Origin of the sequence: Rahnella inusitata, from assembly GCF_018288855.1 — a bacterium.
Classification (GTDB): Bacteria; Pseudomonadota; Gammaproteobacteria; order Enterobacterales; family Enterobacteriaceae; genus Rahnella; species Rahnella inusitata.
Genome location: NZ_CP065024.1, coordinates 3169214 through 3194753 on the forward strand (window position 1 = coordinate 3169214; position 25540 = coordinate 3194753).

Below are 25540 nucleotides of genomic sequence, written 5' to 3' on the forward strand. Positions count from 1 at the left end.
CAATGCCGCTGTTTATGCCCGATGGAGAACAGGCGTTTCACCGCGCGCTGAACATTCAGGCGCAGGCATATCTGAAAGATCACGGCGACCACCGCTACGCCGACGGAGTCAGCCTGGTGAAAGCCCTCGCACTGTCGTTGTGGTGCGTGGCGGGCTACATCATTTGCCTCACGCAGCACACCGGCTGGGGATTCTTCGGCGGATATCTGCTGTTCGTGCTGATGGGTATGCTGCTGAACGTCAACGTCAATCACGATGCCTCGCACAATGTCTTTTTACGCAGCACGCGCGCCAACCGAATCATCAGCCGTCTGGTCACGTTGCCGCTGGGTGTCGACCCGGATTACTGGCGGGTCCGCCACGTAGAGTTCCACCACCGCTACGCCAACGTCGAACATTACGATCTGGATACGCAGGAAAACGGTATCTTCCGCCAGAGCCCGTACCAGCAACATCGCCCGCACATGCGCTTTCAGCATCTCTACTGGCCACTGATCGCCGCGCTGTCCCTGCCTTACATCGCGTGGATTTTTGACTGGTCGGACCGAATGGGCAAAACCCCTTTAAAGCTGACTGATGCGCTGCCCGGCAGACGCGGCTGGGTGATTTTCGCCGGGTTTAAGCTTCTGCATTTATTACTGGTGCTGGTCGTTCCACTGTTCGTCGCCCATGCCCACGGCATCGGCACAGGCGTGGTGATTGCCAGCTATCTGGTCAGCCAGATGATCGCCTCCACCTTCGTGGTATTTCTGCTGCTGGGGACACACTGGGCGCAGGCGGAATTTTATGAAGCGCCCGCCGCAGGCAAAATGCCGCAGGGCTGGTATAAGCATAATTTCGCTACCGCCTGCGACTGGCACCCGTCGCCGCTGTGGCTGGAAAAATGGTTCGGGATGCTCAACCTGCATCTGACGCACCATCTGTTTCCGGGCTGGCATCACCGGCATTATCCGGCGCTGGCGAAGATCATTGCCGCGCTTGCCACTGAACACGGGCTGAATTATCGCTGTATCGGCTATCGCCAGTTGCTGCGCGAACAGCAGGATTTTCTGCGCAAAATGGGCAACGGTGAAGATTTGCGCACAGCCGAAAGTTCAGGCCCGTGGAGTCAGAAATGACCGCGCCGACCTATCAGCAACGCGACGATCTGGCGCTGCATCGCGACCTGACCAAAGCGGCAAATCAGTATCTGCTGCAACGTCACGATCACCGGTTTGCCGATGGCTGGATGATCGGCAAACTGCTGTGCCTGATCGCGCTGTGCGGGCTGTTTTACACCACAGCCCTGTTGAGCGGTGAACCCGTCATTTTTGCCTGCGGTTATTTTGCGTTTATTTTTACTGCCATGTTGCTGGCCATCAATGCCGTGCACGATGCCTCGCACAACGCGTTTTTCCGTCAGGCGTGGGCGAACCGCGCGCTGAACTTTGTGATTTGTATTCCGCTGGGGCTGGACGCCGACTGCTGGCGGGTGCGCCATGTGGAATGTCATCACGCGCACCTGAATGTGCAGGGTTACGATCTCGATATCGAGGAAAACGGCGTGCTGCGCCAGACGCCTTTCCAGCGGATTAAACGCTTTATGCAGGCGCAGCAATATTACTGGCCGTTTGTCGCGGCGCTGACATTTCCTTGCATCATCTGGTTTTTTGACTGGATCGACCGCGCTGGTAAAACCCGCGTGCAGCCAAAAATGCGCCATCAGGGCATGCGCGGCTGGGGGCTGTTTCTGACGGCCAAAACGCTGCATCTGCTGCTGGCACTGGCGCTCCCCTACTGGATTTTGCGCCAGCAGGGTATCGGCGGCGACACGCTGCTATGGTGTTATTTAGCCGGACAGATGCTCTCTTCGCTGATTTTTGTTGTGCTGATTTTAGGCTCGCACTGGGCGATGGGGACGTTTTATGAAGTCCCTGAAGACGGGCATTTCCAACACGGCCGCTATCGCCACGTTTTCGCGACCACCATCGACTGGGTGCCTTCTCCGCGCTGGCTGTCATACTGGATGGGCGAACTCAACCGTCACCTGACCCACCACATTTTCCCCAACTGGAACCACCGGCATTATCCGGCTCTTTCGGACATTATCGCTCAAGTCACGCAGCGCCACGGCGTGACCTATCACTGCGTTTCATTGAAAGAGATTTTGATTGCCCAGCAGCGATTCCTGCGGGCGATGGGGAAAGGAGAGACGGCGACAGGATTGATGGATAAACCTACTGATAATTCACAATCACCTGATTGCTGAGAACGCGTAACGGCGGATTCATCGCCCCTTTGCCAGGCACGAAATAAATAAGCCGCATCGGCGAACTGGCCGCCTGACCGTAAAAAGAACGTGTCTGGCCGCTGTCGCCGTCGAGCGCCACGCAGCGGTTCATCGTGTTACACAATTGGACCTGAAGCCCCGCCGGACGTGGCCCCATCAGTTCATATTTCCAGCTGACAGTAGTGATGGTCGCCGAGGCACGCTGCCGTACGGGGGAACTCTCGCCCGCCGCCAGCGCCGCCGAAGAGGCCATCACGCCACGGTTTTGCAGCGTTACGCCGCGCTGTGTGTCCGACCAGGAGCCGGACGCCGCCAGTCCTTGTCCGCTGACGCACAGCAGCAGCCACAACGCCGCCTTTTTCATCTTCTTATTCCCCACCGATGGTCGCGGTCATGCGGATCTGGCGGCTGTCGCTCATTTCCAGATTCGACATCACCACAATCTGCGGCAGTGAACGGCGCAGGAAACGTGACAACAGCGGACGCAGCGCGTGGTTCACCAGCAGAACCGGCGGCGCACCGAGCATATCCTGACGCTGTAATGCCGCTTCGGACTGCGTCAGCAGACGATCGGCCAGACCCGGCTCGAGACCGCCGCCGCTTTGCAATGCCTGCAACAGCAGGCGCTCCAGCGCGGTATCGAGCCCGATAACCTGCACTTCGCCGGTGCCAGGGAACCATTGCTGAGTAATCGCACGGCCCAGGGCCACGCGTACGACCGAGGTCAGCTCGTTCGGATCCGGCTGGGTCGGCGCGTATTCTGCCAGCGTTTCAATAATGGTGCGCATGTCGCGGATCGAGACGCGCTCGGACAGCAGGTTTTGCAGCACTTTGTGCATGTTGGTCAGCGAAATCACGCCCGGTATAAAGTCTTCGGTCAGTTTCGGCATTTCTTTGCCGACGCGATCCATCAGCTCCTGCGTTTCCTGACGGCCAAACAGCTCACGGGCGTGGAGGCTTATCAGGTGATTGAGGTGTGTTGCCACCACGGTGCTGGCCTCGACCACAGTGTAGCCCTGAATCTGCGCCTGTTCGCGCATCGCCGGTTCAATCCACACGGCGGCCAGACCAAAGGCCGGATCGACCGTCGGCTCACCCGGCAGCTCGCCAATCGCGCTGCCAGGATTGATCGCCATCCAGCGGCCCGGATGCGCCGTGCCGGTGCCAATTTCGACGCCTTTCATCAGAATACGGTAGCCCGCAGGCGGCAGTTCGAGGTTATCGCGGATATGGATAACCGGCGGCAGATAGCCCATTTCCTGCGCGAATTTCTTACGGATACTACGGATACGCCCCAGCAGTTCGCCGTTTTGCGCGAAATCCACCATCGGGATCAGTCGGTAACCGACTTCCATCCCCAGCGGATCCTCCAGCTGAACGTCCTGCCAGCTGGCTTCCACCAGCTGTTTGTTTTCGCCTTCGACCGGCGCGGCGACTTTCACCACCGGTTCTTTTTGTTCCTGACCACGGATCCACCAGGCCAGCGCCAGCAACCCGGTAGTGAACAGCAGGAAGACCAGATTCGGCATGCCCGGCACCATACCGAGTAATCCGAGCACACCGGCGCTGAGCATCATGACGCGCGGATTGCGGAACAGCTGGGTGACCATCTGCTCGCCGACGTCCTGATTGGTGCCGACGCGGGTCACTATCACACCCGCTGCGGTGGAGATCACCAGCGCGGGGATCTGCGCGACCAGACCGTCACCGATGGTCAGCAAGGTGTAGCTTTCCGCCGCGTGACCGAAATCCATGTCATGTTGCAGAACGCCGACCAGCAGGCCGCCGACAACGTTAATGATCATGATCATCAGACCGGCGACGGCGTCACCGCGCACGAACTTACTCGCACCGTCCATCGAACCGTAGAAGTCGGCTTCCTGCGTCACGTCGCTGCGGCGCTGTTTGGCTTCGTCTTCACCAATCAGACCGGCGTTGAGATCGGCGTCAATCGCCATCTGTTTGCCGGGCATGCCGTCGAGCACGAAACGCGCGCCCACTTCGGCGATACGCCCCGCACCCTTGGTGATAACCATAAAGTTAATCAGGACGAGGATGATAAAGACCACGATACCGATAGCGAAATTACCGCCGACCAGAAAGTGGCCGAAGGCTTCGATCACCCGCCCTGCCGCCGCGCCGCCGGTGTGACCTTCCAGTAAAATCACACGGGTCGAGGCCACGTTGAGCGACAAGCGCAGCAACGTGGAGAACAGCAGAATGGTTGGGAATGCGGCAAAATCCAGGGTCCGCTGGGTGAACATCGCCACCAGCAGCACCATGATGGACAGCGCGATATTAAAGGTAAACAGCAAGTCGAGCAGGAACGGCGGCAGCGGCAGCACCATCATCGACAGGATCATCAGAATCAGGATAGGGCCAGCCAGCACCTGCCATTGTCCGGACTTAAAGTTGGCGGGTAAACGCAGCATCGCGGCCAGATTAGCCATGGGTATCAGTCTCTCCTGCAAAATCCAATGCTTCAGGCACCGGTAAATGTTGAGGTTTTTTAGGGATCAGTCCGCCTTCACGCTTCCAGCGTTTCAGCTGATAAACCCAGGCCAGAACTTCGGCGACCGCAGCGTAAAGCGCGGCAGGGATTTGCTGACCAATGTCGCTGTGCCGGTAAAGCGCACGCGCCAGCGGCGGCGCTTCCAGCATCGGAATTTTGTGTTCGGCACCCAGCTCTTTAATGCGCAACGCCACGTTGCCCGCACCTTTCGCCAGCACCTTCGGCGCGCTCATTTTGTCTTCACTGTATTGCAGCGCCACGGCGTAATGCGTCGGGTTGGTGACAATCACGTCGGCCTTCGGCACATCGGCCATCATGCGGCGTCGGGCCATTGCACGTTGCTGCTGGCGGATACGCCCTTTGACGTGCGGATCACCTTCCTGACTTTTATGTTCGTCGCGGATGTCCTGCTTGCTCATACGCAGTTTTTTCAGGTTGCTCCAGATTTGCCAGAACACGTCGAACGCCACCATCGGCGTTAACCCGAAGACGACCAGCAGCCCGCAAAAAACCACCATATGCAGCGCTTCAGCGAGCGCCGGAATGGTCGGCTGGGCGATAAGCCGCAGCATCTCCGGCCATTTGTGCCACAGGTACATCCCCGCTACGCTGCCGACCAGCGACGCTTTTAATATCGCCTTCAGCAGCTCCGCCAGCACCTGACCGGAAAACAGCCGCTTGAACCCGGCAATCGGATCCATGCGGCTGGCCTTAAATTCGAAAGATTTCGCGCTGAACATCAGCCCGCCCAGCAGCAGCGGCGCGGCGAGTGCGATCAAAATCAGCCCGCCGATCACCGGTATCAGCGCCATTACTGCGCGCCCGAGCAGCGAGGCCATTTGCTGCAACATCTGCCGGTCATTACCGATGACGTTGTGATCGAAATTCAGCCCCTGCGCAATCATCACGCCGAGCTGACGCGACATGGATTCGCCGGACATCCACAGCAGCGTCAGACCGCCGCCGAGCATCAGCATCGAGGTCAGCTCACGCGAGCGCGGGATCTGGCCTTCTTCACGGGCTTTTTCTAACCGGTGCGCCGTGGGGGCTTCACTTTTTTCGAGATCGCTTTCTTCAGCCACCGGCGGTTCCTGTCAGGGTTTACCCGGCTTTAAAAAGCGACGGGCACAATTTTGCAAAACTCCCAAAGACATTGGAGTTGCAGCAAGGCAGCGAGTGAAAGAATCCCGATGAGCTGACATAAAGTCAGTGATTCGGGTGATTGAGCGACGCTAACGCCGCTGCAGCTTCAATGACGCAGGGATAGCATGACAAAAGCGGCTAAGTCTGATGGATGGAACAGCGGGGATAAAAGTGGGTTATTCAACTGATGAATGTATTTATAGAAAATTGCGGATAAGAAAAACACCCCTCAGTGTGGCACTAAGAGGTGTTCTTTGGAGAAAAACAGACGCATCAGAAACCTAATGAATCCAGCAGGTCATCGACCTGTTCCTGCGATGCCACGACGCCGACACCGTTGGTATCGAGCTGCGGGCCGTTGAGCAGGCTGTCGTTTTCACGTTTCGCTCTGGCCTGTTGTTCAGGAATGTTTTCCATCAGCACCATCAGCAGCTGATTTTCAATTTCCTGCACCACGGTCATCATGCGTTTGATCACCTGACCGGTCAGATCCTGGAAGTCCTGCGCCATCATGATTTCCATCAACTGTGCGTTGGTGAAACCGGTGTGCTCTGGCACTTCTTTCAGGTAGCCGCGGGTATCGGAAACCAGTTCGCGTGCATCCGACAGTTCGATCGGATTCTCAAACCATTCATCCCAACGCTTATCGAGCTTTTTCGCGCCGGATTCCAGTTTGTTCTGAACAGGCTGCGCCGCTTCAACACAGTTGAGCGCACGTTCGGCCGCCTGTGCGGTCATGGTGACGACGTAATCGAGACGATCGCGCGCATCAGGAATCGCTTCAGCCGCCTGAGCAATGGCCTGATCCAGGCCAAGTTCACGCATACTGTCACGTAACATACGAGTCAGTTGCCCAATGCGGGCGATGATATCGCCCGCGGTTGCTGCATCATTTGCAGGCATTGGTATCTCTGCCATAAGTACTCCTACATGCCCAGTTTTTCGAAGATTTTGCCCAGCTTTTCTTCCAGCGTGGCGGCGGTAAATGGCTTCACGACATAACCACTGGCACCGGCCTGCGCGGCGGCCACGATGTTTTCTTTTTTCGCTTCGGCGGTGACCATCAGTACCGGCAGTTTTGCCAGTGCGGCATCAGCGCGGATCGTTTTGAGTAAATCCAGACCGTCCATGTTAGGCATGTTCCAGTCGGATACCACGAAGTCAAAACCCCCGGCGCGCAGTTTGTTCAGCGCATCAACGCCATCTTCTGCTTCTTCCACGTTCTGGAAGCCCAGCTCTTTCAACAGGTTGCGAACAATACGACGCATGGTAGAGAAATCGTCTACTACCAGGAATCTCAGATTTGGATCGGCCATGTTTTATCTACTCCTAAGGTTTGCTACCCAGCGCAAGGCTGAAAAATTAAATACGTAATGCCTGACCGGCTGATATTTGTGCCAGCATTCGCTGACTGATTTGGCTGAGATCCACCACTTCATTGACGCCACCGGTGGCGATAGCCTCACGAGGCATACCGAAAACCACACAACTGGCTTCATTTTGTGCCAGGGTATACGCCCCTGCGCGATGCATCTCCAGCATGCCGGCGGCGCCGTCATTGCCCATTCCTGTCAGGATCACCCCGACAGCATTGCGTCCGGCGAACTGCGCCACCGAACGAAATAACACGTCAACCGACGGACGATGGCGGTTCACCGCCGGGCCGTCGTTCAACTTAACCTGATAGTTAGCACCACTACGCGTCAGCTCCATATGCCTGTCACCCGGCGCGATGTAAGCGTGTCCCGGTAAAACGCGCTCGCCGTCTTCGGCCTCTTTCACCGTTATCTGACACAGTTTGTTCAGGCGTTCGGCAAATGAGCGCGTGAACCCCGGCGGCATGTGCTGGGTGATCATCAGCGCCGGACAGGTCGGCGGCAGCGGCTGCAACACGTGGCGTATCGCCTCGGTGCCGCCGGTGGAGGATCCGATCGCGATCAGCTTTTCACTGCTGAGCAGCGGCGTATGACTGAGCATGCGCGGCTGGTCGAGATTGACGCTTTTGTTCAGTCGCGCTTTCGACGCGGTGCGGATCTTGTCGGCAATCATTTCGCTGTACGCCAGCATCCCTTCGCGGATGCCCAGCTGAGGTTTGGTCACGAAATCAATCGCTCCCAGCTCCAGCGCCCGTAGCGTGATTTCCGAGCCTTTACCGGTCAGCGATGACACCATAACTACCGGCATCGGGCGCAGACGCATCAGTTTTTCCAGAAAATCCAGCCCGTCCATGCGCGGCATTTCGACATCCAGCGTCAGCACATCCGGGTTAAATTTCTTGATCAGATCGCGTGCGACCAGCGGATCCGGCGCGGTGGCCACCATTTCCATATCGGGATGGCTGTTAATGATTTCTGTCATCAGCTGACGCATTAACGCCGAGTCATCGACGCTCAATACTCTGATTTTATTCATTACCTCTCCTTGGCGAGGCCATAGACGGTCTGGCCGCGCAAATAAAATTCCCGGCTGATCTGGCTGAAGTTTTCAGAGTGTCCGGCGAACATCAGGCCACCCGGCTTAAGTAACGGAACGAATCGGCGTAAAATTTTCTCCTGTGTTTCTTTATCGAAATAAATCATCACATTACGGCAGAAAATTGCATCGAATGGCCCGTTCAGCTGCCACTGGTTCGCCAGTAAATTTAGTTGCTGGAACGCCACCATCTGCGTCAGTTCCGGACGGGCGCGCACCAGACCACTGTGCGGGCCGGTGCCTTTAAGAAAGAACTTCTGCAACTGCTGCGGACTGAGCGTGCGTAATTCTTCCTGGCGATAGACGCCCGCCGTGGCTTTTTCCAGCACCTGAGTATCAATGTCGCTGGCCTGGATGCGACAGTTGGCCATCCGCGGCCCCAGCGCTTCGCTCAGGGTCATGGCGATGGAGTACGGCTCTTCGCCCGTTGAGGCGGCCGTGCTCCAGACGCTGTAGTTATTCGGTCGCGAACGCGCATGCTCGGCCAGGATCGGGAAGTGGTGCGCTTCACGGAAAAATGCCGTCAGGTTGGTGGTCAGCGCATTAATAAACGCCTGCCACTCCGCGCTGCTGGTATCACTTTCCAGCATGGCCAGATAGCTGCCGAAATCGTTCAGCCCGAGGATCCGCAACCGACGGACCAGCCGGTTGTAGACCATCTCCCGTTTGTGGTCCGCCAGCACGATACCCGCGCGCTGGTAGATGAGTTCGCTTATCCGACGGAAATGGATATCTGACAGCGGTAAACGCTGGATCATCTGTGCCATGATCGAGGTGTTATCAGTACTCATTGGCGAGCCTGGTTGATTCATGGTGCAGCTCCAGTAACGAACAGGTGGTACTTCTAAACCTTTTGTGACGCTTCATCGCAACCCGGTCTGTCAGAAGGTTTCCCAGTTATCTGCCGATCCCGCACGCGCGGTCGCAGGGAGTAACGCAGGTTGTGTCACCTGACGCGGTGTAAAGCCGGAGGCCTGACCGTTGCGCGGTTGTAGCACGCCATCGGAAGTCGCTAAGCGGAACACCGAGACCGCACGGGTCAGATTCTCAGACTCCACTTCCAGCGCATGGGTGGAAGACGCGGCCTGCTGAACCAGCGTGGCGTTCTGCTGGGTTACCTGATCCATCTGCGTGACGGCAATCGAGACCTGCTCGATACCGCGACTCTGCTCGTCCGACGCCGAGGCGATTTCGCCCATGATGTCGGTGACGCGGGTCACGGCGCGCACGATGTCATCCATCGTGTTACCGGCGGATTCCACCAGTGCCGACCCCTGACTGACACGGCTGACGGATTCATCAATCAGCGCTTTAATCTCTTTCGCAGCCTGCGCGCTGCGCTGCGCCAGACTCCGCACTTCACCGGCGACTACGGCAAATCCGCGACCTTGTTCACCCGCACGGGCGGCTTCTACGGCGGCATTCAGCGCCAGAATGTTGGTTTGGAATGCAATGCCGTCGATGACGCTGGTGATGGCACTGATTTTCTTCGAGCTGCCGGCGATGTCATTCATGGTTTTCACCACGTTGCCGGTCAGTTCGCCGCCCTTCTCCGCGGTGTTTGACGCATCGCGTGCCAGCTGCGTTGCCTGACGGGCGTTTTCCGCATTCTGTTTCACGGTCGCGGTCAGTTGCTCCATGCTGGCGGCGGTTTCTTCCAGTGCGGAAGCCTGCTGTTCAGTACGCGCAGATAAATCTGTGTTACCGACAGCGATACCTTTCAGGCCGGAAAACATGGTGTCTGCACCATGACGCACGGTGCGCACGGTGTTGGCCAGCGACTGTTGCATCTGTTGCAGGCTGTCGAGCATGACTTTGATTTCGTAGCGGCCTTCAACAGCGATCGGTGCCGAGATATCGCCCGCGCCGATGCGGTCAAAATGCCCGCGCATGACGGTCAGCGGCGTAAACAGGATCCGACGGGTGATGATCAACGCCAGCACGGTTAACAGCACCAGCAGAACAATAATCACCGACGTATTTACCATCACGTTCTGATAAGACTCGACCGTTTGCTGCTGCGCCTGCTGGAAACGTCCGCCGACATACTCGGTGTAATTGCCGACGTCTTTCTGGAACTGATCCTGATATTTCTGTGCCGGGCCGTTAAGGAAGCCCTGCATGTCGCCCGCTGAAAGCATATCGTTCAGCGATTGCAACATATCGTGCAGTTGCTGGTAGCTGGCTTTGTTCACCGCCGTCAGTTCCGCTGCTTTCTCGGTTCTGCGTGGTAGCGCCAAAAATGCCGCATAAGCGTCTTCGGCTTTTTTCAGGCTGGCTTTGGCATCGGCCATCAGCTGCGTGATGTTGTCCTGTGGCTGTTTGAGTGCCAGACGCGTTGCCGCGCGGTTGAGCGTATTACGGGTTTGCAGCAGATATGACCAACTCTGGCTCAGCGCATCGCGTTGCTGAGTCGTATTTGAAATCTGTTCGAAGTTTGTTTTATCCGTGTGGGCGGCGTACAGCGATAAACCGCTGTTAACCAGTTGCATCACAAAAAACACTAACAACAGTAAAAACATGCAGGTGGACACACGGATGTGCTTAAACATGGGTAGCCTCTTTATGTGCCGGCCCTGACCGGCACAGTATTTCTTATAATTATTGCGATGTACGTGGCTTAAAAAGTTTCCCAGTTTTCAGTCAGATTGCTCTCAGACGCGCCACCTGTACCGGCTTTAGAACCTGACAGGTTTGGCGTCAATAAAGGCAATCTTGACGAAGACGAAGTTACCGGGCGCACGCTGTTTGTTACGGACTGACTCAAGGTAAACACCGCCACCGATTGCGTCAGCAGGCTCGCCTGCTCTTCCAGCGCCGCCGAGGCGGACGCGGATTCTTCAACCAGTGAGGCGTTCTGCTGGGTCACCCGATCCATTTCGGTAATCGCCTGTGCGACCTGCTCAATCCCGCGGCTTTGTTCATCCGATGCCGAGGTGATTTCGCCCATGATGTCAGTGACGCGGGTTACCGCATTCACCATGTCATTCATGGTTTCACCGGCACTTTCTGCCAGTACCGAACCGGTATTAATGCGGCTGACGGAGTCGTCTATCAGACCTTTAATTTCTTTTGCTGCCTGTGCGCTGCGCTGCGCCAGGCTGCGGACTTCACCGGCCACCACCGCAAATCCGCGACCCTGTTCACCGGCACGCGCGGCTTCCACCGCGGCATTCAGTGCCAGAATGTTAGTCTGGAAGGCGATGCCGTCGATCACACCGGTAATGTCGGTGATTTTCTTCGAGCTGCTGGCAATGTCGTTCATGGTTTCGACCACGTTCGCCACCACTTTGCCGCCTTTAAGCGCCGTTTCCGACGCGCTCAGTGCCAGCTGGCTGGCCTGACGGGCGTTTTCGGCGTTCTGTTTCACAGTGGCAGTCAGCTGCTCCATGCTGGCGGCGGTTTCTTCCAACGCCGACGCCTGTTCTTCAGTACGGGAAGAGAGATCGCTGTTACCGGCAGAGATTTCGCTCGCGCCGCTGTAAATCGCGTCTGCGCCATGGCGCACGCCGGATACCGTACGAATCAATTCTTCCTGCATGTACTTGAGACTATCGGCAAGCTGGCCGATTTCATTACGGCTTTTCACCACTATTTCGTGCGTCAGATCACCGGTCGCGATTTTGCGGATGGTAATGACGATATTTTTCAGCGGATGAATCAAAATGCGCTGCACGCCGACCCACGCCAGAACGATGATAATCGCCAATACAATCAGTACGGTGCCCAGCATCCACAACGCGTGGCTGAAGGAGTTCTCGCTGACTTTCACGGCCTCGTCATAAAGATGGTCGTTTTGGTCGATATAGGACACGAACGCTTTTTCGAAGTTATCCTGATACTTCTGCGTCGGCTGTTCGAAGAAATCATTGATGCGCCCGAGACCAATCAGCTCAATCAGTTCCGCCAGAGCGTCATGCAGCACCTGATATTGTTTTTTAGCTTCTGCCGCTAACGCCGGGTTCTGGCTGGCATCTACCGGAATTTTTTGATAGTTGGCAAAGTGCTGATCGGCGATTTTCAGATCCTGAGTCGCCGTGTCGACAAGCTCTTTAACCGTCGCGCCGCTGCCCATCTGGTTCGCGTCGAGCATAAAACGAATACCCGCGCGGTTAAGCGTGTTACGGGTTTGCAGCAAGTAGATCCAGCTGGCGTTAAATTCCGCCTGCTGTAAACGGATCTGTTGCGACGTGGTGAAATTGTCTTTGTCCGTCTTCAGTGATTTGAAGAACAGGCCACCGGATACCAACTGTAAAGCACCGAAGACCACCAGTAAGATCACGATGCCCGTGACCACTTTCATACGGTTGAACATGTTGTACCTTTTTAAATGAGAATTATCTGGAAGGGTTATCGGCAGGATCGGGGGGAACTTTATGTGATGGGGATCGAAAAATTTTGCGGATTAGGTGGAGGGTTTAAATCAAAACCGTGGGCGTCGGCCTGTCGCCGCCGCCCGATTTGCCCCCCAGGCTTTAAACTGCGCGCTGACGCTGGAACGAGGGGCCTGTTCTGTGACTACGGCGTTTGGTGAGGGTTGTTCGCTTCATTTCAGTGGCATCAACATTCTCTGCCTGATGCCAGTCCTGTTTCATGCGGCTTCCTCGCAGGTCGTATACAGCGAACTGCGCAGCATCTCGAAACGCTCCCAGAGAATAAATGCGAGGATCTCTTTTATCTTTCTGTCGTGCAGCGTCATCAGTGCGTAATTCAGCGCCATGCACTGATCGCATAGCTCAGAAGGTTCCAGTTCGGTGTAATCGAACAGGCCATCGTCGGCGGGCATTTCAGGATGCTTACGATGCTCGGGAACCGGCTGCATCAGCGCCGCTTCCAGGTTTTCCAGCTGATGCTGTAGCATCAGCGAAAGAATATTCTGCGCCCCGCTGTTCTGCGGATTGATCATCGCATTCGCGATTAAGCGGCAGCTGTCGGTGATTGACCATGAATCGTGAACTGTGTCGGATGTTTCATTGGTATTCATTTAAATGGCTTCCAGAAAAGCTTATTACGCTGCCTCCTAAGATCCTACACTTTGGAGGTAACCCAGGCGGGGGTAGGAATCGATGTACTGGAATTGTCGATCAGCCCTGGAGCTGCCCCACCTGAGTCACCATTGATATATTACAGAAGTATTTGAAAATCCACTGCAATAATGAGTGATACAAAGCGATAGCGCATGCAAACCGCAATGCGCTGAATAGTACAACCAGGTTCCTACACCCGGCTGGGGATTTTGCCGCAGCGGGGACACTTTAGCCAGATACCCATACAGATAAAATGGGTAAATAATGAGAATGGGATATTGCTTCCAGGGAATTTTTTACCGTTTGCAGTCAGTTGCATTGGGCGCGATTGACTGGTGTTGGGAAGGGCTGCCTGGGCGGCAGTGAACGTTGTATTACCACAAGAAATATTAGACCAAATTTTCTAAGCTGCCTGCACGGCAGTGAACTTCGTCAAGCTGGACATGGTGCAACCTACAGATTTCTAAGCTGCCTGTCCGGCAGCAATGTAAAAACAGCATTTAATTACTTAAAATCAATTATATAGAGCTAATTTTTCGTGTAAAAGTAATGCCAGTGAGTGCTAAATAATTCCCTTTTACTTCATATAGTTAAAAATGGTTTTGGGGAAAGGTTTTTTGGAAGTATGGATGTTTATCCGCGAGTAATACAGGGTATATCCGGGAGTTCAAATCCCCCCAGCCCCACCAATTCAGATAGGACAGTGGCAGGACAAGCTCATAAAAACCAGTAACTTATGAGCGGAGTTAAGACCCAGCGCTGACACCATCTAGACAGAAAAGGATACGTAAAAGATACGCGGCTCCTTCTGTTAAGAGAACCTCTGCCACCAGCAGAGGTTTTTTTTCGTCTTAAATGCACGGCGTGTCGTCGAACACATCATTCCTGGCATCATAAATGATATGCGTCACAACCCCCTCGGCCACCAGCTCGTCATCTGCGAATGCTTCGCCGAACTCAATGAAGACGTTCTTGTCGGCCAGTGACTCCAGCCCGCAGCGGAGGGTTGCCGGGTCTATTTCAAGGGAGGAAAAGCCTATCGGTTAATCCAGACAACATGCATATGTAAAAATACATAACATTTCTTTACGCTTCCTTGCCTTCCGCGAAACAGATGTTAGGATCCTGCAATCGCTCTTTTCAAGAAGATCATAATGTTAAAAGTCTTTGTTAAATATGCAATGGTTGGCGGACTAAACACAGCCATCCACTGGATAACATTCGCTATCGTTTACCACGTCATTAAGCACGACCAAATGATCAGCAACTTTGCCGGGTTTTGCGTTGCCGTCACATTCAGCTTCTTCGTGAATGCAAAATGGACTTTTCAGTCTGAACACACCCCGCTTCGATATTTCATGTATGTAGGATTTATGGGGGCGCTTGCACTGCTATGCGGGTATACGGCAGACGCCGTCGACCTGAACCCGCTCGTAACACTGATAGCATTCTCGGCAATAAGCCTATTTATTGGCTTCCTGTATTCAACATTCATCGTGTTTAGGGAGGAATAATGAAAATATCTCTGGTCGTTCCTGTTTTCAATGAAGAAGATGCGATCCCAATTTTTTATAAAGCAGTTCGTGGTCTTGAAGCCCTCACCTCCTATGAAGTTGAAATAATATTCATCAATGATGGCAGCAAAGATTCCACGGAAGCGATTATTAACACCTTAGCCGTTTCTGATAATCTTGTGGTTCCACTCTCCTTCACTAGAAACTTTGGGAAAGAACCGGCTTTGTTTGCCGGACTAGACCGAGCAACGGGTGAGGCGATTATCCCTATTGATGTCGATTTGCAAGATCCAATCGAAGTTATCCCACTTCTAATAGAAAGGTGGAAGGAAGGCGCTGATATGGTTCTGGCAAAGCGCACTGATCGCTCCACCGACGGCCGTCTGAAGCGTAAGACAGCAGAGTGGTTCTACAAGCTACACAACAAAATCAGTACCCCTCAGATCGAGGAGAATGTTGGTGATTTTCGCCTGATGTCTCGCGCTGTAGTGGAAAACATTAAACTTATGCCAGAACGAAACTTGTTTATGAAAGGTGTGTTGAGCTGGGTTGGTGGCCGCTCCGATGTTGTTGAATACGCGCGCGCGGAACGCGTAGCAGGCAGCACCAAATTCAATGGGTGGAAACTCTGGAACCTTGCTCTTGAGGGAATAACCAGTTTCTCCACCTTCCCGCTTCGCATGTGGACGTATATCGGATTGTTTGTCGCTGGGTTTGCATTCATTTACGGCGCATGGATGATTATAGATACCATTGCTTTTGGAAATCCAGTTCGTGGATACCCTTCACTGTTAGTATCAATATTATTTCTTGGAGGGATTCAACTAATAGGCATTGGCGTGTTAGGTGAATATATTGGAAGGATTTATATAGAAGTTAAAAAAAGACCAAAATACATTTTGAAGGAAAGAAAATGAACACACCAACATTTTATAAAAATGAGTTTTGTGTCTTTTTTATTACAGCACTGCTATGTTCAATAGCTGTATATGGATTCGAACTTACTCATTTTACATTATCAATAGATGAGGAGTTTCAGGATAATTTCAATCAGACAATAGGACTTGGCAGATGGGGTCATTCGCTATTAAGAGAGTATATTTTACCTGAGCCATACGCCCCATTCTTTACTTCTCTCATATCCATCATTTTTCTCTCTGCCTCTGCTGCATTATTTACCAGAAGTTTAGGATTAAATAAAAATGATGGCATATTGATATGCATGATGTACATAGCTATGCCACAATTTGCTTACCAACTTGACTTTGCAAATCAGAGCGATACGGTAGCTCTTTCATTTTTCACATCTACGACTGCCGCTTATATTTTCAGAGAAAATAATTACAAAATACTTTCATATAGCTCTGCGCTCTGTACATTGCTCATGGTGGCTTCTGTTTCCATTTATCAATCTACGGCCCCAATGGCTATAACTATCGTGCTGATAGCAATCACTTTTGATCTTATACACAAAAGATTAAATTCAAAGCAGTCCATTTCTGGTTTTATCTCTTTCCTAATTCTTTCGGTTATTGCTGTAACTATTTATCAGCTCATATCATATTACGTACAACACAAAACTGGTAATCTTTCAGGTTCATATCTGTCTCAGAATATTAGGTGGAATAAAGAGTCTTTGCATACAACTATAATTAACATTTGGATATCATTATCATCATATTTCAGTGGAACTGCATTCTTTGGTCTTAACGCTTATATAATCACAGGATTCTGCTCTGCCGTATCGTTGATATTGATAGTAAAAAGAAAACTACCGTATGTTTTATTAATTGCCATTCCAGCAATTGTGTTGTCTCCATTTGTTATGAACGTAGCATTCGGCAGTAATATGCCTCCTAGAACTCTTACTTCAATGAGTGCCGCGTTTGCGGGTTCGATTGGAGTTTTGTTCGCCCTCATAAAGACTAATTACTTAAAGATAAGCCTGGCGACTGTTGCTCTGCTTTGCGGGTCTGCTTCATCAAGTCAATTATTTTACTCAGATTATATATCTTATAATTCTGATTTGATGCTTGCCAATAGAATTTTGAGTTCAATATATTCAAATATTGATGATTTCTCTGAAGGAAAAGATACTGTTTATTTCTATGGTGGTTACAACGTTACAAATAATTGGAAGAGAAACGCTGATGTATTTGGTCAGTCTTTCTTTTCATGGGACAGAGGTAACAACTTAAGGATTAGAGCATTCTACAGCACAAATGCGATTGCTCACTTTAAAGCAACCGCGCCATCAGCAGTGAGAGAAATAAAAAATAAAATAGATAGAATGCCATCGTGGCCAGCAAAGGGGTCAATAGCAAGAGTGAATGGTCATGTTGTTGTTAAACTGAGCGAAAGACCAGGACGAGATTAATGTATCCCCGGGAAGCCGGGGCTTTTATTATCTCCCTTCGCTTCTCCCCGTAATGAATCGCCACGGGTTTAACCGACACCTCAAAGTCATTTAAGATGACTTAAAAGAGAGGTGCCCATGAGCAGTAAACGTTATCCCGAAGAGTTCAAAATTGAAGCGGTCAAACAGGTTGTTGATCGCGGCCATTCCATCGCTAGCGTTACCACCCGTCTTGATATCACCACGCACAGCCTCTATGCCTGGGTAAAAAAGTATGGCCCTGATTCATCAACCACTAAAATGCAGTCCGATGCCCAGTCTGAGATCCGGCGACTTCAGAAAGAACTGAAGCGGGTTACTGACGAGAGACATACTAAAAAAAGCCGCTGTAGATTCAATCTGTCAACGCAACACCCCTTTCAATTATCTCTTTCGGTGTTTTGAACTTCAGTGTCTTTCTTGGTCTGTTGTTTAGCTGAGCTGCAACCTGATCCAGCTCATGTTCAGTATATTGGGCAAGGCATGTCTTTTTGGGAAAGTACTGTCTAATTAGCCCATTAGTGTTCTCGTTTGTTCCCCGCTGCCAGGGACTCTGAGGATCGCAGAAGTAAACTTTAACTCCGGTGCTGCCAGTAAATTCCAGATGCCTGGCCAGCTCCATTCCTCTGTCCCATGTCAGTGATTGCCGGAGTTCAGGCGGCAAGCTCAGGAATTTGTCGGTAAGAGCCTGATTCACTGAGAAAGAATCTTTGCCCCTGAGTCTAAGGATGATCGTATAACGTGATTTTCGGTCTACAAGTGTGGCTATATGCGAGTTTTTTGTGCCTGATACTAAATCGCCTTCCCAGTGCCCCAGAGAGCGTCTGTTATCGATATGCCGGGAGCGTTCGTGAATTGGCGTTCCGTTCACTATGTTGATCGTACCTCTTTCACCTTTGCGGGTATGGCGTCTGCCATGACGAAGGCTATGCGACCGGCGCAGATGCTGTACATTCAGGTGGTGTAGCGCTTCACGGCTACGAAAGAACAGCGTTTTATAAATTGTCTCAGGTGATATTCGCAGTGTTTTTTGACGCGGCTTCGTTCGCCTTAACCATCCTGATATTTGCTCAGGAGACCACTTCATCTCCAGCTTTTCCAGAACAAGCTCTCGCAAGGGTAAATTCTGATCCAGTAAGCACGGTTTTGGTCTTTTCGCCATCCTGTTGGCCCGGTTATTAGCATCAACAGCTTTGTAATAACGCCTGCCTCGGTTACGCTGAACTTCACGTGAGATCGTCGAAGGACTACGATTTAGCGCAGTAGTTATCGCACGAATGCTCATTTTGGCTGACAAACCGGCTCGTATTTCCTCGCGCTCAGACAGCGTCAGGTGAGCTACAGCCCGCTTGCGCTCATTGGGTTTTATGCCGCCAGTATCTCTTAACATAGTAAAGATTGTTCCTGGTTTCGAACCCAGGATATTAGCTATTTCACTAAAGCCTGTTCCGTTCTTCCACAGTTCAAAAACAGATGCTTTTTCCTTTGCTGTAAATGTCCGTCTCATTCAAAAATCCTCCGCAACCCCATGTTTTCACATGACTGTTGCGTTGACCAATTGAATCTACAGCGGCGTACTTCGCAAAACTGTCCGACTGAGGTACGCCTTTAGCCGTGACAATAGCCATGGCTGGCCTGTTCGTCTGCTCTGCCGGGTTCTGGATATTCATCCGAGTGGATTTTATGTCTGGCTTCAGGAGCCACATTCACAACGTCACCAGGCAGACCACATGCTGACCGGGCAGATCAAACAATTCTGGCTTGAGTCAGGCTGTGTCTATGGTTATCGCAAGATCCATCTCGATCTGCGTGATACCGGGCTACAGCGCGGAGTGAACCGGGTCTGGCGGCTGATGAGGCGTGCCGGAATAAAGGCTCAGGCCGGGTACCGGAGCCCACGGGCACGTAAAGGTGAGGCCAGCATCGTGGCACCCAACAGGCTCCAGCGGCAGTTCAATCCGGACGCACCGAATGAGCGTTGGGTGACGGACATAACCTACATCCGGACCCATGAAGGCTGGCTGTATCTGGCCGTGGTGGTTGATCTGTTCTCCCGAAAAGTTATCGGCTGGTCAATGCAACCCCGGATGACAAAAGATATTGTCCTGAACGCATTACTGATGGCGGTATGGCGGTGTAATCCTCATAAACAGGTACTGGTTCACTCTGATCAGGGCAGTCAATACACAAGCCATGAATGGCAGTCGTTCCTGAAATCAAACGGTCTGGAAGGCAGCATGAGTCGTCGCGGTAACTGCCACGACAACGCGGTTGCGGAAAGCTTTTTCCAGCTACTGAAACGCGAACGGATAAAGAAAAAAATCTACGGAACGCGGGAAGAAGCCCGCAGCGATGTTTTTGATTACATCGAAATGTTTTATAACTGTAGGCGTCGACATGGTTCAAGTAATCAGATGCCACCGGCGGAATATGAAAACCAGTATTATCAACGGCTCGAAAGTGTCTAGATTATCCGTGGCGATTCAAAGCTGCCTGCACGGCAGTGAACTTCAAAAGTCGTGGGTGCGATACTGCTACGGTTTTCTAAGCTGCCTGCACGGCAGTGAACAAAGGCAGTCTTTCAGCGAAGGTTTCGTTGTATTTCTAAGCTGCCTGTACGGCAGTGAACTGTTAGAGATTGAAGGTACTACTCTGAACGAAAAGAGATTATCTCTGTTTGACGAGAAAAACCCTCTTTTTTTGCCAGTTAATTACACCTTTTAAAATCAGTCAGTTAGATTTGGTGATGAAAAAAGGGTTTTGACAGCGGAGTCGTCAGCTGTACCCCATCCCATCCTTCCCCTTCGCAGGGGAAGGATGGGATGGGGTGTTTTCATAGCCTACTGAACAGTGCAGAAACAGATAGTTTCAGGGAGAGGTTTTATTCTATTTCTGGCCGGTGTGGGCTGATACACACCGTCTGGACCTTATTTTTGAGCCTGAAGTTAAATAACAACCAGCTCGCCAGTGCCAACACCCATACGCCCAGAGCGCCGTAGAGCAAGACACCCGAAAAACCGTCAACCAGCGCCTGTCGTGCCACGCCGGATACTTCACCGCCACCGGCGATGCGCTCCGCCAGCGCGCCTAAATCCCCGACCCCTGGCATCATCTCCCGAAGCCCTGCTTCAATTCCGGCGACCAGTAAGCTGCCCATCAGCGCGATGTTGATCGAAAGCGTAATCAGCCTCGCACTGATATCAATTCCGGACGCCATCCCCGCCCGGTTACCCGGTACGGAGCCGGTCGTGGTGTTGGTTACCGGCGTGTTGGTCAGCCCCAGCGCGGCACCGGCCAGCAGCGCGCCCGGCAGCAGGCTCATGTGGTATGCGGCAGCGAATTTCATCAGCATAAAGCCCGCACCAATCGTAAATAACCCCAGCGGGATCACCCGCCTCGCCCCAAACCTTACCACCAGTTTTTCGCCCAGCGGCGGCATCAGAAGAGTGGGTAAAGTGTATGCCAGCAGCGCCAGTCCGGTTGCCATGCTGCTGTAGCCCAGCCCGCTCTGATAATAAACCGGCAGATAGATTATCAGCGGCCAGAAACTGAAGTTCATGCCTATCGAGCCCATCAGGGCACCGGAAAATGCCCGGATGCGGAAGACGGAGAAATCAAACATCGGATGAGGATGGCGTTTTTCAATCCAGACAAACAGCGCCGCGCTGAGCAAAGTTGCCAGCAGGATCACACGCGCGGTGACGCTGCTCCAGCCGAGACTGCTGCCTTGGGTGATGAGATACGTAGTGCCCATCACCGCCGCCGAAAGCGTTACCAGCCCGCCGAGATCGAGTTTTCTGGCTTGTGTGTCACGCGATTCAACCACGTTTTTCAGCGCCAGAACCAGCGTCAGCAGCGCGATAAAACCGTGTACCAGAAACACCCATTGCCAGCTGAACCAGGCGACGAGCATCCCGCCGATGATCGGGCCAAAACCCAGCCCGAAACCGAACGTGATGCCCCATGCCGCAAACGCACGACTGCGCGCTTTACCCTGCGGGAACTGGAACGACAGTATCGCAATCAGGCACGTCAGCATTGCGCCGCCGCTCAGCCCCTGCAGGAAACGCCCGACGATCAGCCACAATGCGCTTTCTGCCAGTCCACACATCAGCGACGTCAGCCCGAATGCGATGATGCTAATAATGAAAACCCGTTTGCGCCCGTATCTGTCCGCCAGCGTTCCGGTCGCCATCAGTACGGTTGTGCAGGCCAGCGTGTAGGCATTCATGATCCACTGTAACTCCCTGAAACTGGCGTGCATCTCTTGCTCGAGCACCGGCAAAATCACCGGCACGCTGGAGATCTCCAGCCCTGACATCAGCGCGGCGAGACATACCGCCATCAGTGCCAACATGTTCTTCATACTCAATCCCTGCAAAACGTTAAGAGAGTGCCAGCATGGAGGATTGGCACGACGGTGGAAATCCACCCTGATGCCATGTATCGTCAAGATCATGCCAACATTACCGGTAACCCTTTTATGCACATTACGTCCCCACTCTCTGCCCGTTCGCCCGCGCCGATAAACCGTCGGCTGGTGCTGCTGGCGTACGAATTCCTGTGTACGTTTGAATTCGGGATTGCGGTTGAGGCATTTGGTCGCGCCGACGATGTCTCCGGCCAACCTTTATATGAATTGTGTGTCGCGTCGGTAGAAGAAGGCTCGTTCGGCGCACAGGGCGGCGTACGACTGGTGGTCGATGGTGGGCTTGAGCTGCTTGAAAATGCGGGCACGATTGTGATCCCCGGCTGGCGAAGTGTCCACGAACCGGCCCCGGACAAGCTTATCGCTGCGCTGCAAAAAGCACATAGAAATGGCACCAGGATCGTCTCGATCTGCGCGGGAAGTTTTGTGCTGGGTGAAGCCGGTCTGCTCGACGGCAAACGCGCCACCGCCCACTGGAACAGCACAGAGATTCTGGCGCAGAGGTTCCCGAAAGTGCAGGTAGAACACGGTATGATTTATGTCGATGAAGGCAGCATCATCACCTCTGCGGGAGGCGCAGCCGGTGTCGATTTATGTCTGCATCTGATCCGCCGGGATTACGGCATCGAAGTCGCCAACCGTACCGCGCGCAGAATGGTGACACCGCCGCTGCGCGAAGGTAATCAGGCGCAGCTGATCCACCAGCCTGTGCCGCGGCGTCAGGCAAAAACCCTCGCCCCGCTGCTCGACGATTTACGCAGTCATCTGAATACGCCGCTGGTGATCGAGCAGCTTGCGACCCAGGCCGGTATGAGCCGCCGCACTTTTTTGCGTCGTTTTCATGATGCAACGGGCACAACGCCGGGCGAATGGATGCTCAGCGTGAGGCTGAAGAAAGCCTGCGCCCTGCTGGAAAACGGAAGACTCAGTATCGAACGGGTGGCCGAACAGGCTGGATTTGGATCGCCGGAAACGTTGCGCCATCACTTCCGGCAACGCCTTGGGACGACGCCAACGAAATGGCGGAAAGGGTTTGAGGTTCGCCCGCTCAGCTAAACGACAGGACAACCCGGCATCCTCCCTCTTCACAGGGGGAGGAGCGGTTCGGTATGAGCCGATGCCCACGACCTTGACCTTACAGCTGAAACAGTTCTTAGATTTTACTCACAGAGTCAATCAACGCCATTTCTTCACTGCTCAGTAACTTCTCAATATCCACCAAAATCAACATCCTGTCTCCCAGTGACCCTAACCCGGTCAGGTATTCGGTCGACATGGTCACCGCAAATTCCGGCGCAGGAAGGATCTGATCTTGTGTCAGCGACAGCACATCGGATACGCCGTCAACCACTATTCCGACCACGCGGTTTACGAAGTTGAGGACGATAACGACGGTGTTTTCATTGTAAATCACGTTTTCCTGCGCGAACTTCACACGCAGGTCGAGAATAGGCACGATCACGCCGCGCAGGTTGGTGACGCCTTTAATGAATGCTGGCGTATTCGCAATGCGGGTTACCTGATCGTAACCACGGATTTCCTGCACTTTCAGGATATCGATACCGTATTCTTCATCGCCCAGGGTAAAGATCAGGAATTCCTGTCCTACCGTTTCGCCCGCAATTTTTGCCACAGTTGCAAGTCCTGCCATGTTATTCACCCTTAAATCAGCCTGAGTTTTTACGCCCGATGGCCGTCACCTGACGGGACAGCCACCGGAGGTTTTGCATGCTTTTATTGTTTAATCACATCACGCGGCAGATGCGCCCGTCGCACGTTTGTCACGGTTCAGCGCCTGCAATGCCGACACGTCCACAATCAGCGCCACGCTGCCGTCACCGAGAATGGTGGCGGCGGAAATACCCGGCACTTTGCGATAGTTGCTTTCCAGATTCTTCACCACCACCTGATGCTGACCAATCAGCTGATCGACCAGTAAGGCGTAGCGGCGCCCTGCACTTTGCAGTATCACCACAATGCCCTGCGTGGCCTCGGTCTTCGCGGCTTCAACCTCAAACACGTTGTACAACTCGACCAGCGGCAGATATTCGCCGCGCACTTGCAGAACGCGCTCGCCACCGGCCAGCGGGTGTAAATCTTCTGCCAGCGGTTGCAACGATTCCATCACCGCATTCAATGGCAGAATGAAGACTTCTTTGCCGACTTTGACTGACATGCCATCGAGGATAGCCAGAGTCAGTGGCAGCAGGATACGGATCGTAGTGCCTTTGCCCTGCTGGGAATGGATTTCGACGTGACCGCCCATTTCCTGAATGTTTCGTTTCACCACGTCCATGCCCACGCCGCGGCCTGACACATCGGTGACTTTCTCCGCCGTCGAGAAACCCGGTGCGAAAATCAGCATACCGACGTCTTCGTCGCTCATGCTTTCGCTGACGTTCATGCCCTGCGACAGCGCTTTGGCAATGATACGTTCGCGGTTCAGACCGGCACCGTCATCAACCACTTCGATGCAGATGTTGCCGCCCTGATGTTCCGCTGACAGCGTCAGGTTGCCGGTTGCCGGTTTGCCATTGGCGATACGCACGTCCGGAGTCTCAACGCCGTGATCGAGACTGTTACGCACCAGGTGCGTCAGCGGATCGATAATGCGTTCAATAAGACTTTTATCCAGTTCGGTGGAACTGCCGAGCAATGTGAGTTCGATTTGCTTATTCAGCTTGCTCGCCAGATCACGTACCAGACGCGGGAAGCGGCTGAAAACGTATTCCATCGGCATCATACGAATCGACATTACCGATTCCTGCAGGTCGCGGGCATTACGCTCCAGCTGACCCATGCTGTTAAGCAGGTCGCTGTGCGCCACCGGATCCAGCAGGTCAGAGCGCTGTGCCAGCATCGACTGAGTGATCACCAGTTCGCCGACGAGGTTGATCAGTTGATCGACCTTTTCAACCGCAACACGGATGCTGGTTGATTCCGGCGCTTTTGGCGCACGGGGTTTTGGCGGTTCGCTGTCAGGCACGGCGGTCAATACCGGCGCCGGACGCGGTGCGGCCGGTACGACAGGTGCTGCGACAGCGACGGGCGCGGCGGCAACTGGCTCAGCGGCAGCCGGAGCCGTCGCCTGAGTGAAGCTGATTTGTTCCGGTTCGAGCACGAAACACAGTACCGCGATAATGTCGTCCTCGGTGACCGTAGTGACCAGCGTAGCTTCCACGCTGTCTTCGGTTTGCACCGGATCGAGGATGTCACCCAGATTGCCCAGTTCTTCAAGCATCACCGGTACTTCCTGCGGCTTAAGGCCGGACAAGCGCACGCGCATCCCGCCTTTGCCTGCGACAGGTGCCGCAGGGGCAGCCGCCGTTTGTGCAGATTCATCGGTGACAACGTGAAGATCGGCAGCCGGTTCACGCGCTTGCTGCACGTCGAGCGCCAGTTGTCTCAGGGCCGCACAGATGTATTCGAAACTGTCTGCATCGGGATCCCGCGAAGATTTATAGGCGTCCAGTTGCTCCTGCATAATATCTTTCGTTTCCAAAAACAGGTTGATAATGTCGGTGCTCAGGCTCATTTCTGCGCGTCGCGCACCGTCGAGCAGGTTTTCCAGTAAATGGGTGGTTTCCTGCAGAACCGTAAATCCAAAGGTCGCTGCTCCACCTTTAATTGAGTGCGCCGCGCGGAAAATCGCGTTGAGCTGCTCAACGTCGGGCGCATCGGGATCAAGTAACAACAGATGTTGCTCCATGTCCGCCAGCAGCTCGTCGGCTTCATCAAAAAACGTCTGATAAAAATCAGTTATATCCATGCTCACGTGA

General features: G+C 53.4%; 20 protein-coding genes and 2 pseudogenes. 8 read left to right on the forward strand and 14 right to left on the reverse strand.

The window, feature by feature from the left end; all coding sequences use genetic code 11:
* Positions 1–2: 2 nt before the first annotated feature.
* Positions 3–1118, forward strand: coding sequence for a fatty acid desaturase family protein (locus tag I2123_RS14805; protein WP_112164502.1), 1116 nt, complete (start codon positions 3–5; stop codon positions 1116–1118).
* Entirely contained in the window at positions 1115–2248 is a 1134-nt protein-coding gene (locus I2123_RS14810; protein WP_213050855.1) for a fatty acid desaturase family protein, read from the forward strand. The genes I2123_RS14805 and I2123_RS14810 overlap by 4 nt, the downstream gene beginning before the upstream one ends.
* Here I2123_RS14810 and I2123_RS14815 read toward each other — a convergent pair.
* From I2123_RS14815 to I2123_RS25510, 10 genes are all read right to left on the reverse strand, one after another.
* Entirely contained in the window at positions 2217–2633 is a 417-nt protein-coding gene (locus I2123_RS14815) for a flagellar protein FlhE (RefSeq protein WP_213050856.1), read from the reverse strand. The genes I2123_RS14810 and I2123_RS14815 overlap by 32 nt on opposite strands.
* Before the next feature lie 4 nt (positions 2634–2637).
* Entirely contained in the window at positions 2638–4719 is a 2082-nt protein-coding gene (gene flhA / locus I2123_RS14820) for a flagellar biosynthesis protein FlhA (RefSeq protein WP_213050857.1), read from the reverse strand.
* Positions 4712–5863 (reverse strand): flagellar biosynthesis protein FlhB, encoded by a 1152-nt coding sequence (gene flhB / locus I2123_RS14825; protein ID WP_112164366.1) that lies wholly within the window; start codon positions 5861–5863, stop codon positions 4712–4714. The genes flhA and flhB overlap by 8 nt, the downstream gene beginning before the upstream one ends.
* 334 nt (positions 5864–6197) lie before the next feature.
* Positions 6198–6842, reverse strand: coding sequence for a protein phosphatase CheZ (gene cheZ, locus I2123_RS14830; RefSeq protein ID WP_112164367.1), 645 nt, complete (start codon positions 6840–6842; stop codon positions 6198–6200).
* Between the two features lie 8 nt (positions 6843–6850).
* Positions 6851–7240: a chemotaxis response regulator CheY gene (gene cheY, locus I2123_RS14835; protein ID WP_056769710.1), complete on the reverse strand. Its 390-nt coding sequence runs from the start codon at positions 7238–7240 to the stop codon at positions 6851–6853.
* A 46-nt stretch (positions 7241–7286) separates the two neighbouring features.
* On the reverse strand, positions 7287–8336 hold the full coding sequence (locus tag I2123_RS14840) for a protein-glutamate methylesterase/protein-glutamine glutaminase (protein ID WP_112164368.1): 1050 nt from the start codon (positions 8334–8336) through the stop codon (positions 7287–7289).
* Positions 8336–9208, reverse strand: a complete 873-nt coding sequence (cheR, locus tag I2123_RS14845) for a protein-glutamate O-methyltransferase CheR (RefSeq protein WP_112164369.1) — start codon at positions 9206–9208, stop codon at positions 8336–8338. Before cheR ends, I2123_RS14840 begins: the two co-directional genes overlap by 1 nt.
* A gap of 69 nt (positions 9209–9277) precedes the next feature.
* Entirely contained in the window at positions 9278–10948 is a 1671-nt protein-coding gene (locus I2123_RS14850) for a methyl-accepting chemotaxis protein (RefSeq protein WP_213050858.1), read from the reverse strand.
* Between the two features lie 68 nt (positions 10949–11016).
* The gene (locus I2123_RS14855; protein ID WP_112164371.1) at positions 11017–12711 is read right to left on the reverse strand and encodes a methyl-accepting chemotaxis protein; all 1695 of its coding nucleotides are present in this window, start codon (positions 12709–12711) and stop codon (positions 11017–11019) included.
* A 276-nt stretch (positions 12712–12987) separates the two neighbouring features.
* A complete protein-coding gene (locus I2123_RS25510; RefSeq protein ID WP_244207736.1) occupies positions 12988–13380 on the reverse strand; it encodes a hypothetical protein in 393 nt (130 codons plus the stop codon).
* Between the two features lie 1197 nt (positions 13381–14577).
* Here I2123_RS25510 and I2123_RS14865 point away from each other — a divergent pair.
* The 4 genes and pseudogenes from I2123_RS14865 to I2123_RS14880 form a co-directional block, all read left to right on the forward strand.
* Complete coding sequence (locus I2123_RS14865; protein WP_213050859.1) at positions 14578–14937, forward strand: GtrA family protein; 360 nt, start codon at positions 14578–14580, stop codon at positions 14935–14937.
* Positions 14937–15854, forward strand: a complete 918-nt coding sequence (locus tag I2123_RS14870) for a glycosyltransferase family 2 protein (protein ID WP_213050860.1) — start codon at positions 14937–14939, stop codon at positions 15852–15854. Before I2123_RS14865 ends, I2123_RS14870 begins: the two co-directional genes overlap by 1 nt.
* Positions 15851–17314 carry a glucosyltransferase domain-containing protein gene (locus I2123_RS14875; protein WP_213050861.1) on the forward strand — a complete coding sequence of 488 codons (1464 nt, stop codon included), beginning with the start codon at positions 15851–15853 and terminating at the stop codon, positions 17312–17314. Before I2123_RS14870 ends, I2123_RS14875 begins: the two co-directional genes overlap by 4 nt.
* Positions 17315–17431: 117 nt before the next feature.
* Positions 17432–17680, forward strand: a pseudogene (locus I2123_RS14880) (transposase); the annotation flags it as partial.
* A 7-nt stretch (positions 17681–17687) separates the two neighbouring features.
* Here I2123_RS14880 and I2123_RS14885 read toward each other — a convergent pair.
* On the reverse strand, positions 17688–18839 hold the full coding sequence (locus I2123_RS14885; protein ID WP_213050862.1) for an IS30 family transposase: 1152 nt from the start codon (positions 18837–18839) through the stop codon (positions 17688–17690).
* A gap of 67 nt (positions 18840–18906) precedes the next feature.
* Here I2123_RS14885 and I2123_RS14890 point away from each other — a divergent pair.
* Positions 18907–19800, forward strand: a pseudogene (locus I2123_RS14890) (IS3 family transposase); the annotation flags it as partial.
* Positions 19801–20213: 413 nt separating this feature from the next.
* Here I2123_RS14890 and I2123_RS14895 read toward each other — a convergent pair.
* Positions 20214–21698 (reverse strand): MFS transporter, encoded by a 1485-nt coding sequence (locus I2123_RS14895; protein ID WP_213050863.1) that lies wholly within the window; start codon positions 21696–21698, stop codon positions 20214–20216.
* 117 nt (positions 21699–21815) lie between these two features.
* Between I2123_RS14895 and ftrA the strand changes: the two genes are divergently transcribed.
* Positions 21816–22817 carry a transcriptional regulator FtrA gene (ftrA, locus tag I2123_RS14900; RefSeq protein WP_213052528.1) on the forward strand — a complete coding sequence of 334 codons (1002 nt, stop codon included), beginning with the start codon at positions 21816–21818 and terminating at the stop codon, positions 22815–22817.
* Positions 22818–22914: 97 nt separating this feature from the next.
* Here ftrA and cheW read toward each other — a convergent pair whose 3' ends face one another.
* Together cheW and cheA are read right to left on the reverse strand one after the other, a co-directional pair.
* Complete coding sequence (gene cheW / locus I2123_RS14905; RefSeq protein WP_213050864.1) at positions 22915–23412, reverse strand: chemotaxis protein CheW; 498 nt, start codon at positions 23410–23412, stop codon at positions 22915–22917.
* A gap of 99 nt (positions 23413–23511) precedes the next feature.
* Positions 23512–25536: a chemotaxis protein CheA gene (cheA, locus tag I2123_RS14910; RefSeq protein ID WP_112164374.1), complete on the reverse strand. Its 2025-nt coding sequence runs from the start codon at positions 25534–25536 to the stop codon at positions 23512–23514.
* Between the last annotated feature and the right edge of the window lie 4 nt (positions 25537–25540).